This is a genomic window from Aeromicrobium sp. JJY06, from assembly GCF_044069275.1.
GTDB classification, from domain to species: Bacteria; Actinomycetota; Actinomycetes; order Propionibacteriales; family Nocardioidaceae; genus Aeromicrobium; species Aeromicrobium tamlense.
On record NZ_JBIMRD010000001.1, the window covers coordinates 241,022 to 253,574 of the forward strand.

General features: G+C 72.4%; 10 protein-coding genes. 1 reads left to right on the forward strand and 9 read right to left on the reverse strand.

Features of this window, described 5'->3' with window-relative positions; translation table 11 throughout:
- The first annotated feature begins 1 nt into the window (after position 1).
- Positions 2–1,054 carry an FUSC family protein gene (locus tag ACGWYL_RS01195; RefSeq protein WP_395486208.1) on the forward strand — a complete coding sequence of 351 codons (1,053 nt, stop codon included), beginning with the start codon at positions 2–4 and terminating at the stop codon, positions 1,052–1,054.
- Here the strand turns inward: ACGWYL_RS01195 and ACGWYL_RS01200 are convergent.
- The 9 genes from ACGWYL_RS01200 to ACGWYL_RS01240 form a co-directional block, all read right to left on the reverse strand.
- The gene (locus ACGWYL_RS01200) at positions 1,026–2,162 is read right to left on the reverse strand and encodes a serine hydrolase domain-containing protein (protein ID WP_395486209.1); all 1,137 of its coding nucleotides are present in this window, start codon (positions 2,160–2,162) and stop codon (positions 1,026–1,028) included. The two genes, ACGWYL_RS01195 and ACGWYL_RS01200, sit on opposite strands and share 29 nt — an antisense overlap.
- Before the next feature lie 20 nt (positions 2,163–2,182).
- A complete protein-coding gene (locus tag ACGWYL_RS01205) occupies positions 2,183–2,722 on the reverse strand; it encodes a QsdR family transcriptional regulator (RefSeq protein WP_179423574.1) in 540 nt (179 codons plus the stop codon).
- A 57-nt stretch (positions 2,723–2,779) separates the two neighbouring features.
- Entirely contained in the window at positions 2,780–5,770 is a 2,991-nt protein-coding gene (locus tag ACGWYL_RS01210; RefSeq protein WP_269303096.1) for a hypothetical protein, read from the reverse strand.
- Between the two features lie 62 nt (positions 5,771–5,832).
- Positions 5,833–6,918 carry a glutamate 5-kinase gene (proB, locus tag ACGWYL_RS01215; protein WP_179423570.1) on the reverse strand — a complete coding sequence of 362 codons (1,086 nt, stop codon included), beginning with the start codon at positions 6,916–6,918 and terminating at the stop codon, positions 5,833–5,835.
- Positions 6,915–8,498 carry a GTPase ObgE gene (obgE, locus tag ACGWYL_RS01220; protein ID WP_179423568.1) on the reverse strand — a complete coding sequence of 528 codons (1,584 nt, stop codon included), beginning with the start codon at positions 8,496–8,498 and terminating at the stop codon, positions 6,915–6,917. Before obgE ends, proB begins: the two co-directional genes overlap by 4 nt.
- Before the next feature lie 103 nt (positions 8,499–8,601).
- Entirely contained in the window at positions 8,602–8,856 is a 255-nt protein-coding gene (gene rpmA / locus ACGWYL_RS01225; protein WP_179423566.1) for a 50S ribosomal protein L27, read from the reverse strand.
- 12 nt (positions 8,857–8,868) lie between these two features.
- Positions 8,869–9,174, reverse strand: a complete 306-nt coding sequence (gene rplU / locus ACGWYL_RS01230) for a 50S ribosomal protein L21 (RefSeq protein WP_179427982.1) — start codon at positions 9,172–9,174, stop codon at positions 8,869–8,871.
- An 84-nt stretch (positions 9,175–9,258) separates the two neighbouring features.
- Positions 9,259–11,601, reverse strand: coding sequence for an Rne/Rng family ribonuclease (locus ACGWYL_RS01235; RefSeq protein WP_395486210.1), 2,343 nt, complete (start codon positions 11,599–11,601; stop codon positions 9,259–9,261).
- Between the two features lie 138 nt (positions 11,602–11,739).
- Positions 11,740–12,516, reverse strand: coding sequence for a TIGR03936 family radical SAM-associated protein (locus tag ACGWYL_RS01240; RefSeq protein WP_395486211.1), 777 nt, complete (start codon positions 12,514–12,516; stop codon positions 11,740–11,742).
- Positions 12,517–12,553 lie beyond the last annotated feature (37 nt).

The window sequence follows — 12,553 nt, forward strand, 5'->3', positions numbered from 1 at the left end:
GGTGCCCTCGTCCGACTCGCCACTGCGCCGGTCCTGGCGGTCGCTGACCGAGTTCGCACCACACGGCCACGCCCACTGGATCGCGCTGCGGGCCGGTGTCAGCTTCGGCGTCCCGCTGCTCCTGCTGTGGGCGATCGACCGTCTCGACTTGGCCCTGCCGGCCACCTTCGGCGCCTTCACCGCGCTGTACGGGCGGGCGAACGCGTACCGGTCCCGCGCGGCGATGCAGACCTCCGCCGCGATGGTGCTCGTCGCCGCCGTCGCGCTCGGCACCACCCTCGCGGCCGCCGACACGGGCCCGTGGGTCCTCGTCGTGGCGCTCACGGCGACGGACGCTGTCGCCACGCTCGCCTCGATCGCGTGGTCGTGGCATCCACCGGGCGCCCTCTTCCCCGTCTTCGCCGTGGGAGCCACGAGCAGCACCGGCGCCGCCGCGAGCGAGGTCCTGCCGCACGTAGCCGTGGCCGCGGCGACCGCGGTGCTGGCCCTCGTGGTGGGCACGCTCGGCGCTCTCACGCCGTCGCGTCGCAGGCCGCGGTCAGCCTGGGACGCTCCCCTGCACCGCGCGCTGCACAGCCCGCGCACCCTGGAGGAGGTCGCCCGGGTCGCCCTCGTCATCGGAGCGGCAGGAGCCTCCGCCGTCGCGCTCGACCTCGGTCACGCGTACTGGGCCGCGGTCGGCGGCGCGGCCGTGGCCTCCGGGCCCAGCACCGGTCACCAGGTCCTGCGCGGTCTGCACCGCGCCGTCGGCACGACCGTCGGCGTGGTCGTCGCGGGCGGGCTGCTCGCTCTCGAGCCGAACCCACTCGCGACGATCCTCGTGGTCATCGTCCTGCAGGTGATCGCCGAGCTGCTGGTGGGTCGCAACTACGCCGTCGCCCTCGTCGCGATCACGCCGTGCGCCCTGCTGATGGTGAGCCTCGGCTCGGACGCCCCGGCCTCCACGCTCGTGTTCGACCGGGTGGTCGACACGGTGCTCGGAGTCCTCGTGGGACTCGCGATCGTGCTGGGGTGGGACCGCTGGTTCACCGCACGGCGGCGAGGATCTCGGTGATGTACCCCGCCGATCGCTCCGAGCCGATGATTCCGGGCGCCATCTTGTTCATGACGTAGGAGAACGTCAGTCCACGGTCCGGGAGCATCACGGTCATCGAGCCGCCCCAGCCGCCCCAGAAGCAGATCCGCTCGTCCGGGAGGTACGGCAGCGTCTCCAGCTCGGGCAGGGCGAAGCCGATGCCGAACCGCAGCGGCACGCCCAGCACCAGGTCGACGCCGTGCGACTGCTCGCGGAAGATCTGGTCGATCGTGCCCTTCGAGAGCAGCCGGACCCCGTCGACCTCTCCCCCGCGCGACACGACCGAGAAGGCACGGGCCAGCGCGCGGGCGTTCGTGTGCCCGTTGAGCGCGCCCAGCTCGGCCCGACGCCACGGGATCGTGTTCGCGGCGTTCGCGTCGGCCACCGGACCCGTGAACGTCTTGACCATCGGCGAGTCCATCGCGACGGCGCTCAGGTCGATGTCCAGCGGCGGCGGGGGCACGATCTCGGCGATCCGGTCGTCGTCCTGCTCGGTGGCGCCGATCTGCAGGTCGACGCCGAGCGGGCCCGCGATCTCCTCGGCCACGAACCGCGTGAGCGTGCGGCCGCTGACCCGCCGGACGATCTCGCCCAGCAGGTGTCCCTGGTTCTGCGCGTGGTAGCCCGAGGCGGTGCCCGGCTCCCACCACGGCGCCTGCTCCGCCAGCCGCGCCGTCGACGCCTCGCGGTCGAACATGTCCTCCAGCACGAACGGCTGCTCCCATCCCGAGACGCCCGAGGTGTGCGACATGACGTGGCGGACCAGCACGCCCTCCTTGCCGTTCTGGGCGAACTCGGGCCAGTACGTGGCCACCGGCGCGTCGAGGTCGACGAGGCCGCGCTCCACCAGCACGAGGACCGCCAGCGCGGAGATCTCCTTGGTGGTGGACCAGACGTTGACGATCGTGTCGCGGTCCCACTCGCGGGTGCGGGCGACGTCGGCGTGCCCACCCCAGAGGTCGACGAGGGTCTCGCCGTCGAGGTCGACGGCGATGGCGGCGCCGAGCTCCTCGCCGGACTCGAGGTTCGCGGCGAAGACGTCGCGCAGGCGGTCGAAGCGGGGGTCGGCGGTTCCGTGGGGGGTCATGTCTCTCTCTTTCCTTCCGGTCACCCGAGCAGGGCGACGAAGACCTGGTACGCCGCGTCGGCGTCGGGGGTGCCGCCCGTGATGAGGTCGGCGTAGATGAACGACTCGGCCACCCGGACGACGACGAACGCGAGCTCGTCGGACGGGAGGTCGACCGGTCCGGGCGGCTCGGTCTGGATGAGCTCGCGCACGAGGGCGAGCATTCGTGCCTGGTTGGGCTGCTCGGATGTGGTGAGGATGCGCAGCGCCCGGGCCGGGTCACGGTGCAGGAACGCGCGGAACCAGGGCTCGTCGATCAGCAGCTGCACATAGGCGCGCAGGATGCTGGCGGCCCGGTGCTCGGTCCCCGGCGGGTGCTCCGCCACGACCCGGGGCCAGGCGATCTGCTCGGTGGTCTCCCACAGCGCGTCGGCGACCAGGCGGTCACGACGGCCCACGCGCCGGAACACGGTGCTGCGGTCGACACCCACTTCTGCGGCGACCTTGCCCACGTCGACCGGCTCGCCCGCGATCAGAGCGTGCCGGGCCGCTCGCACGAGCTGCTGCCGGGTCTGGTCCACGTCCCGCATCCTGCCGTATGACGTGGGTCACATGCAATGTTTTTCGGATTTGGTGCATCAGGTGGGCGGGAGCGCGTCGGCCCGGGCCGGATCCGTCGGGCAGACGTGCACGGGCTCCCCCGTCCACGCCGCGATCGCGGTGCGGTACTCCGGGGAGTGCTGGTAGCCGCCATGCGTCATCACGAGCGAGCCGGGATCGCCCGAGTCCGCGGGCCGCACCTCGAGCGTCGGGACGTCGAACACGGGGTGGTCGCGGTCGGAGTAGACGCGGTAGCCGAGCGGGTCGCCGCGGCGGAACAGGTTGACCCAGTGCGTCGGATCGCCGAGCTGGTGCCGCAGGCCGGTCGGCGCGGGCGACGCCTGCGGCCGTCCGTCGGGCACGTCCGGCCAGGCCTCGCCCAGCCTCGTCGGGCCCGGCGTCGGCACGTAGCCCAGGGCCGACGGACCCGCCGCCGCGGGGAACACGCGACCGTAGATCGCGCGGACCTGGCTGCCGTACGTGAGCAGCCGCAGCCGCGACGCCTGGCCGTTCAGGCGGCACGCCACCGCCACGCAGATCAGCGAGCCCTGACTGTGTCCGGACAGGACGACCGCCCGCTTCGGGTCGTCGCCCAGCGCCCAGCGTGCCCGCGCCGTGACCTCAGGGACGACCCGCTCGGCGTAGCAGGGCGGTGCGAAGGGATGGGCCGCCCGCGGCCAGAACGTGGTGACGTCCCACAGGATGCCCACGTTGCGGCGCGCCGTCGGCGATCGCCGGACCCGCGCCCCGGCCATCATCAGGCCGATGCTGCCGAGCAGCGCGACGTAGAGCGAGATCGTCGCGAGCGGCCGCAGCCCCGGGTAGACCGACCACGGCGCCCGGCCTCCCGACGAGAGGGCGAGCGTCGCCACGGCCAGGGCCGTCGTCACCATCCCCGAGCCGTCCAGCAGACGCTCGGCGCGGTGGGCCAGGCCCGCCGCGAGGCGCGCGTCGGTCACTCCGTCGCGATCCTGCGACGGCACCCGGAGGCTGTCGCGGCCCACGAGCCGCCGGATCGCGGGACCGGCCTTCGTCCGGTAGCGGACCACCATCACGACGGTCAGCAGGCCGCCCAGCACGAGCATCGAGGACTGCATGAGCGGCGTCCACACGAGCACCTGGGGCACGACGATCGGCGTCTGCGGCGGATCGGAGACCTTGAGCGCCACCTTCCCGTCGGCGGCCTTGACACGCAGGCACGGCACGAGCGCGTCGTCGCGGACGCAGGAGGGCGAGACGTCGAGGGCGCCGGCGGTCCGGAACCCCTTCGACTCCCCCGTGCACGGCTCCTGCGCCGGGTACGCGGGGTCGTCGGCACGACCGAAGCACGACCCGACCAGCCGGACCGTCCGCGTGCCCGGCGGCAGCACGAGGACGGCTCGGTCGACGAGCGTCGAGGCCAAGGAGTAGGAGGCCACGCCGTCGCTCTCCCGGGACAGCGCGTCGGCACGGATCGTGCCGTGCGTGACCCGCACGGCACCGCTCTCCAGGACGATGCGGGCTCCCTGCAGGCGGATGTCGCCGGACAGCGCCAGCCGCCGCTCCCCCTGCGCCGAGACGGGCGACCGCTCGTTGCGCACGGTGATGAGGTCGGCCACGGTCTGGGTGTCGCCGTTGAGGAAGTTCGCCGCGGCCACCGCTCCCGCCGACGTGAACAGCAGCGCCACCATCGTCGCGGCGCCGAGCATCACCGAGGCCCCCGCACCGCCCCAGGCCACGCGGCGATTGCGCTCCCTGCGGCTGCGGTTCCGGTGGAACATCAGCAGCACGACCCACGCCGCGACCGTCTCGACCGCCAGCACCCACGCCGGCACGAGCCAGCCGGACGCCACGACGAGCAGCACGCCGAGGACGACGACGCACGTCCAGCGCAGCCGCACGCGCCCGCCGACGAACACGATGACGTGCACGATCGTCAGCAGCACGAACAGCCCGATGAACCACAGGTTGGAGCCGTACCAGGCCAGGTCCTGCTGCGCGAAGGGCAGCTCGACCGTCCACAGCACGGCCAGATGCACCACCACGACGCCGAGCGCCGCCCAGGCCAGGGCGTCGAGCGGCAGCCGTCGCATCATCCGTCCCGGACCCGTCCACGGGAAGACGCGGCGGCTGAGCCGTCCCTGGTGCGGCCGGTCGCGGTACTCCAGGTCGTCCTGGTCGACCGCCATCGTCCGCAGCACGACGACCGCCATGATGGCCGCCGCCGCCAGCGTCGTCGGCCACACCCGGGACGGCCCCTCGCGCACCAGCACGTGGATGCCGGTGAACAGCACGACCGTGGTCAGGCCGGCGGCGACGTGCAGGCGCTGCAGCCGGCGGGTGCGCTGCTCGCCCCGCCACATCAGGGGGTGCTCGAGGATGCTGGCCCGAGGCCGGCCACGCTCCTCGTCAGTCATCGTCACGTCCGCCTCGTGCACCGCTGCCTCGTAGCGCGCGAGGCTCTGGAACGACAGCGCGACGAGCGTGAGCAGGGCACCGAGCGGGACCAGCGACATCACCGCGATGCGGGCGCCGGCCGACAGTCCGGCCACGCGGTCGAGCGCGTCGGGCAGGACGGGGCAGGCCACGGCGTTCGCGCGGAAGCACTGCCAGGCGACGAGGTCGATCGCGACGAAGCAGACGGTCAGCATCGCGATCACGGTGAGCAGCAGCGCGCTGATCCGGACGGCGCGCATCCCCCACCGGGCCTGCCCGCTGTCCTCGCCGGCCTGGGTCCGTGCCCAGAACGCGAGGTTCACCAGCGCGAACGGCAGCAGGACGAGCCACAGGACCCGGGTCACCCAGCCGAGCACGCCGCGCACGCCCGAGGTGAGCTCGCCCCACGAGTAGGCCTCGAGTGCCATCCCGCGCGGCAGCGTGCGCAGCGGTGGGTCGGCGCCGTCGCGGATGCGGTAGAAGCCGGTCCGTCCGTCACCGGCGACCTGGACGACCTCGTCGGCCGGGACGCCCAGCATCAAGTCCGTCGGCGTGCCGCGCACGCCGTGCACGCGCAGCTCCATCACGACCGTGCTGGCGTCCTGACCGGACATGACCGACCTCCTGGGGTGACCGTGTCACCGAAGGAGAGTCACGGGCAAGCCCGCGTGATGCGTCAGGAGACGAGGATGAGGTCGTCGCGGTGGATGACCGCGCGCTCGCGCTCGGGACCGTGCTCGGCGGCGAGCTCGGCCGTGGAGCGGCCCAGCATGCCGGGCAGCTCGTCGCTGTCGTAGTTGACCAGGCCACGCGCGATGACGGCGCCGTCGGGATCGACCACGTCGACGGGGTCGCCGGCGGAGAAGTCGCCCTCCACGCCCACGATCCCGGCGGCCAGCAGCGAGGCGCCGCGGTCGACGAGCGCCCGGCGCGCGCCCGCGTCGAGCAGCAGCCGACCTCTGGTCTCGCTGGCGTGCGCGAGCCACAGCAGGCGCGTGCCGCGTCGCTTGCCGGTGGGCTCGAACAGCGTGCCGACGGGCTCGCCCTCGACCGCCTCGACCGCGCGGGCGGCCGAGGTGAGGCGGACGGGGATGCCGGCGGCCGTGGCGATCCGCGCGGCGTCGAGCTTCGTGACCATGCCTCCGGTGCCGACGGCCGAGCCGACGCGCGCGACGTCGATGCCGGCGAGGTCGGCCTCGGACCGCACCGTGGCGATCGGCCGGGAGTCGGGCAGGTCGGGGTGGCCCGTGTAGAGGCCGTCGACGTCGGACAGCAGGATCAGCTGGTCGGCGTGGACGAGGTGGGCCACGAGCGCGGCCAGCCGGTCGTTGTCGCCGAAGCGGATCTCGGAGGTGGCGACCGTGTCGTTCTCGTTGACGACCGGCACGACGCCCAGCTCGAGCAGCTTCGCGAAGGTCTGGTGCGCGTTGCGGTAGTGGCTGCGGCGCGTGACGTCATCGACGGTGAGCAGCACCTGGCCGACGACCAGGCCCGCGGCCGCGAAGGCCTCGGAGTAGTGCGCGATCAGCGCGCGCTGGCCGACGGCGGCCGCGGCCTGCTGCGTGGGCAGGTCGCGGGGACGGCGCGGCAGGCCCAGGGGGCCGAGGCCGGCGGCGATGGCACCGGACGAGACCAGGACGACCTCGTCACCGCGGGCACGCACCGTGACGACGGCGTCGACGACGGTGCCGATGCGGTCGGGGTCGAGGTGTCCGTCCGGCGTCGTCAGCGACGAGGAGCCGACCTTGACGACGACCCTCACCGCAGGTCCTCGTCGTCGAGCTCGTCGTCGCCGGGGTACTCCTCACCGATCGTCCAGTCCTCGAGGACCGTGCTGGGGTCGAACGGCTCGGGCTCGCGGCCCTCGGCACGCAGCGCGGCCGCCTCGAGCTCCCAGGCGCGACGGGCGGCGAGCAGCTCGCGACGCTCGGCGTTCGTTCGGCGCGTGCTCTGGTCGATGCGCAGGTCCTCGCCGCGACGGCCGAGCACCTCGGCGCCGGCGGTGATCGTGGGATCGAAGTCGAACACGACCTCGTCGCGGCCCACCTCGCCGGCGTGCGCGGCACCGATGACGATGTCGTCGCCGGCCTTGGCGCCCAGGCCGAGCAGCTCGTCCTCGACGCCGAGGCGGTTGAGCCGGTCGGCGAGGAAGCCGACGGCCTCGTCGTTGCTGAAGTCGGTCTGGCGGACCCAGCGGGCGGGCTTCTCGCCGACGACGTGCCAGCGGCCGTCGATCTGCCTGACCTCGAACTCGCGGCCCACGCCCGACGGCGCCGGCGGGCGCAGCACGATGCGGGTGGCCTCGCGCTTCGGCTCGGCGGCGCGACGCGCGGCGACGATCTCGGCCATCGCGAACGACAGCTCGCGCAGGCCGGCATGGCTGGCCGCGGAGACCTCGAAGACGCGCAGGCCGCGCTCGCGCAGCTCGCCGATCACGAACTCGGCGATCTGGGCGGCGTCGGGGACGTCGGTCTTGTTGAGGGCGACGAGACGGGGACGGTCGCTGAAGTCGACGTCGGCGTACTCGCCGTAGCGCGCGAGCTCGGTCTCGATCACGTCGAGGTCGCTGAGCGGGTCACGGCCGGGCTCGACGGTGGCGCAGTCGATCACGTGCACCAGCGCGGCGCAGCGCTCGACATGGCGCAGGAAGTCGTGACCGAGGCCGCGACCCTCGCTGGCGCCCTCGATGAGGCCGGGCACGTCGGCGACGGTGAAGGTGGTGTCACCCGCGCGCACGACGCCGAGGTTCGGCACCAGCGTGGTGAACGGGTAGTCGGCGATCTTGGGACGGGCGCGCGAGAGCGAGGCGATGAGACTGGACTTGCCGGCCGAGGGGAAGCCGATGAGGCCGATGTCGGCCACGACCTTCAGCTCGAGCGTGACCGTGCGCTCCTCGCCCGGCTCACCCTTGAGCGCGAAGCCGGGTGCCTTGCGCTTGCTCGACGCGAGGGCGGCGTTGCCCAGACCGCCGCGACCGCCGGCCGCGATGACCAGGGAGGTGCCGGCGCCGACCAGGTCGGCCAGGATCTCGCCGCTCTCGTCGCGGATCACCGTGCCGTCGGGGACCTTCAGGACGAGGTCGTCGCCGTTGGCGCCGTTGCGGTTCGAGCCCGCGCCAGGCGCGCCGCTGGTGGCCTTGCGGTGGGGCTCGTGGTGGTAGTCGATCAGCGTGGTGACGTCGGACGCGACGACCAGGACGACGTCGCCGCCGTGCCCGCCGTTGCCGCCGTCGGGACCGCCGAGGGGCTTGAACTTCTCACGGTGGACCGACGCGACGCCGTGCCCACCGTTGCCGCCCGAGACGTGCAGGGTCACCTGGTCAACGAACGTGGGGATCGCCATGGGTGTCTCCTGGATGCGTCTGGGTGGGGAACGAGGCCCGAGAGGGAAATGAGAAAGGGGCAGTCCGCATCAGCGGACCGCCCCCTTCAGGAGGATCTGCGTGTCACTGCTCCGGAACGATGTTCACGACGCGACGGCCGCGCTTCGTGCCGAACTCGACCGCGCCGGGGGCGAGGGCGAACAGCGTGTCGTCGCCACCGCGACCGACGTTGGAGCCGGGGTGGAAGTGGGTGCCACGCTGGCGGACGATGATCTCGCCCGCGTTGACCAGCTGGCCGCCGAAACGCTTGACGCCGAGGCGTTGGGCGTTGGAGTCGCGACCGTTCTTGGTGGAGGCTGCGCCCTTCTTGTGTGCCATGTCGTCAGTCCCTTACTTGCTGATTCCGGTGATCTTGACCTGGGTGTACTTCTGACGGTGACCCTGGCGCTTCTTGTAACCGGTCTTGTTCTTGTACTTCTGGATGATGATCTTGGGGCCCTTGGCGCCGCCGATCACCTCGGCGTCGACCTTGACCTTGGAGGCGTCGGCACCGGCCGTCACCTGGTCACCGTCGACCACCATGACGGCGGCGAGCTGGACGGTGTCGCCCTCGGTCGCCTGGACCTGGTCGATCGAGATGACGTCGCCGACCGCGACCTTGGCCTGGCCGCCGCCATTGCGCACGATTGCGTACACCACGGGATTCCTCACTCTGTACTTACTGAAAAAGACTGGGTCGTGAAAGTCTGAAGGGCGCGCCGAGCGCACCGACTGTCGATTCTACTCGGGCGCCCCATCGTCGGTCAAAACGGGGGCGTCGGAAGCCTGCGCGGGCTGCTCCTGGGCCTGGGCTTCCGCGGGCTTCGGGGCGTCCTGCTGCGGCTGCTCGTCCTTCGGCTGCTCGTCCTTCGGCTGCTCGTCCTTCGGCTGCTCGTCCTTCGGCTGCTCGTCCTTCGGCTGCTCGTCCTTGGACTGGTCGCCCTTGTCCGAGCGCTGCTGGCGTCCGCCACCGTTGTTGCCACCGCCACCGTTGCCGCCGCCGCCGCCGCGGTTCGATCGGCCGCCACGACGTCCACGCCGCTGGCCCTCGTCCTTCTTCGGCTCGACCGGCGCGTCCTGGATGACGACACCCCGGCCGTTGCACTCCTCGCAGTCGTGGCTGAACGACTCGAGCAGGCCCGTGCCGATGCGCTTGCGGGTCATCTGGACCAGGCCCAGCGAGGTGACCTCGGCGACCTGGTGACGCGTGCGGTCGCGACCGAGGCACTCGACGAGACGGCGCATGACGAGGTCGCGGTTGCTCTCCAGGACCATGTCGATGAAGTCGATGACGATGATGCCGCCGAGGTCGCGCAGCCGGAGCTGGCGCACGATCTCCTCGGCCGCTTCGAGGTTGTTCTTGGTGACGGTCTCCTCGAGGTTGCCGCCCGAGCCGGTGAACCGGCCCGTGTTGACGTCGACGACGACCATGGCCTCGGTGCGGTCGATGACCAGCGAGCCGCCGGACGGCAGGTGGACCTTGCGGTCGAGCGCCTTGTGGATCTGCTCGTCGAGGCGACGGGCGGCGAAGATGTCCTCATCGCCGTCCCAGCGCTTCACCCGCTCCTCGAGGTCGGGCGCGACGTGCGCGACGTAGCCCGCCACCATGTCCCAGGCCTCGTCGCCCTGGATCGTCAGCGACGCGAAGTCCTCGTTGAACAGGTCACGGATGACCTTGATCATCAGGTCGGGCTCGGAGTAGAGCAGCTGGGGCGCCTTGCCGGCGGTCACCTTGCTCTCGATGTCCTCCCAGCGGGCGGTCAGCGCGGCGATGTCGCGCTGCAGCTGATCCTCGGTGGCGCCCTCCGCGGCCGTGCGGACGATGACGCCGGCGCTCTCGGGCAGGGCCTCCTTCAGCAGGCCCTTGAGGCGCGCGCGCTCGTTCTCGGGCAGCTTGCGGCTGATGCCGTTGCTGCCACCGCCGGGCACGTAGACCAGGAAGCGTCCGGGCAGGCTGATCTGGCTGGTCAGGCGGGCGCCCTTCTGGCCGATCGGGTCCTTGGAGACCTGGACGAGCACGGTCTGCCCGGGCTGGAGCGCGTCCTCGATCTTGCGCTGCTTGCCGTTCTGGATGTTCGACCAGTCGACCTCGCCGGCGTAGATGACCGCGTTGCGGCCAGCACCGATGTCGACGAACGCCGCCTCCATGCTGGGCAGCACGTTCTGGACCTTGCCCAGGTAGACGTTGCCGATGAGCGAGGTCTGCGACTCGCGGGCGACGTAGTGCTCGACGAGGACGCCGTCCTCGAGCACCGCGATCTGCGTGTAGTCGTCGCGCTGGCGCACGACCATCTCCCGCTCGACGGCCTCGCGGCGGGCGAGGAACTCGGCTTCGCTGACGATGGGCGCGCGGCGGCGGCCGGCCTCGCGGCCCTCGCGGCGGCGCTGCTTCTTGGCCTCGAGGCGGGTGGAGCCGGTGACGCCCGTGATCTCGTCCTCGGCGGTGCGCCCCTCGCGGACCTTCACGACGGTGTTCTCGGGATCGTCGGGCGAGCCCTCGGCGCCCTCGCCCGCCCGGGCGCGGCGACGGCGACGACGGGTGGAGCCGGAGCCGGACTGCTCGTCGTCACCGGACTCGGAGGAGTCCTTGTCCTTCGACTGGGCGTCGTCGGAGCCGGACTCGGAGTCGTCGTCGGTGGTGTCCTGGTCGCTCTTGCGGCGGCGACGGCCTCCGCGGCGGCGACGGCGGCGGCCGCCCTCGCTGCCGTCGTCGTCCGAGCCGTCCTCGTCGTCGTCGGAGTCCGAGCCGGAGTCGGCGTCGTCGGTCTCGGGGCGCTTGCGCTCGAGCGGCGGGGCCAGCTCGGTGGGCGGGGCCTGGAACATCGCGCCGACCGGCGGGCGCGTGCGGACCACGGGAGCGGGCTCGGCGGCCTCGCCGTCCTCGGCGTCCTCGTCCTCGTCGATCACCGGTTCGGGCTCGGGCTCCTCCTCGACCGGAGGCGCGAAGACCGCGGCGGGCGGCCCGGCGGGACGACCCGCGGCACGACGGCGCGTGCGGGTGGTGGTCGTGGTGGTGACGGGGGCCTCGGGGGTGTCCTCGCCGGTGGTCTCGGGCGTGTCGGCCGCGTCGTTCGGATCGAGCATGTGCTCTCCTTCGCCCGGCAGCGGCGCAGCCACCCACCGGGCTGGTCAACGGTCCCGCGGGACCTCAAGTCTGTCTGTAAGGACTCCGCCACGGCCTGTCACGCGGCCACCAGCCCGACCCGCCGCGGTCGACACCTGTCAGGGTGCGTCGCGGCCGGTGGCGAGCGGATCGCCGACCGTACCGTACTGCTCATCCAGCGGCCCTTGGTCCGAGCGGGTCGCCAGGGGCGCCTTCTCGATCGGCAGGCCGCACAGGGTGCGCAGTCCGGTGATCACGTCGTCCGGTCGTACCGACGGGGTGTCATGGCGTACGACCAGGTCCAGTATCGCACACCCGTGTGTGCCTGCCCGGGGATCGACGGCGAGACGCACGACCGCGGCCCGGCAGTCGAAGGTGCGCAGGCCCCGCTTCATCATGCGCTCGACGAGGACCTCGTCGCGGGCCAGGAAGGCCTCGACGGCGGTCCGTGCGTCCTCGGGCGAGACGTCGGGCAGCTCGATCGACCAGCGGCTGGCCTGGAGCAGGTCGGCCAGCGCGCCCCCGGGAGAGACGACCACGTCGACGACGTCGAGACCGTCGGGCAGGGCCTCGTCGAGGGCCGCGCGGACGTCGGCCGGCTCCATCGGGCGGGTCAGCCCGATCTCGGCGAACTCGGCCTCGCTGGCCGCGCCGGTGGGCGACGCCCCGGCGTACGAGATCTTGGGGTGGGGCGTGTAGCCCGAGGAGTGGCCGATCGGCAGCGCCGCGCGCCGGATCGCGCGCTCGAAGGCGCGGGCGAAGTCGCGGTGGCTGGTGAACCGCATCCGGCCGCGCTTGGCGTAGCGGATGCGCAGCTTCTGCACGATCGGCAGTTGGGGATTGGGGGCCTCCGGATTGGGGGTGCCCTCGAGGGTCGTGCTGCCGTCGTTGCTCACCGCTCCAGCCTACGGCGCCTCGAATCACGGCTCCGAC

Coding starts and splice junctions, on each gene's coding strand:
- rpmA (WP_179423566.1), bottom strand. CDS start 8,856: ATGGCACACAAGAAGGGCGCAGCCTCCACCAAGAACGGTCGCGACTCC.
- ACGWYL_RS01235 (WP_395486210.1), bottom strand. CDS start 11,601: ATGCTCGATCCGAACGACGCGGCCGACACGCCCGAGACCACCGGCGAG.
- ACGWYL_RS01200 (WP_395486209.1), bottom strand. CDS start 2,162: ATGACCCCCCACGGAACCGCCGACCCCCGCTTCGACCGCCTGCGCGAC.
- ACGWYL_RS01210 (WP_269303096.1), bottom strand. CDS start 5,770: ATGTCCGGTCAGGACGCCAGCACGGTCGTGATGGAGCTGCGCGTGCAC.
- obgE (WP_179423568.1), bottom strand. CDS start 8,498: ATGGCGATCCCCACGTTCGTTGACCAGGTGACCCTGCACGTCTCGGGC.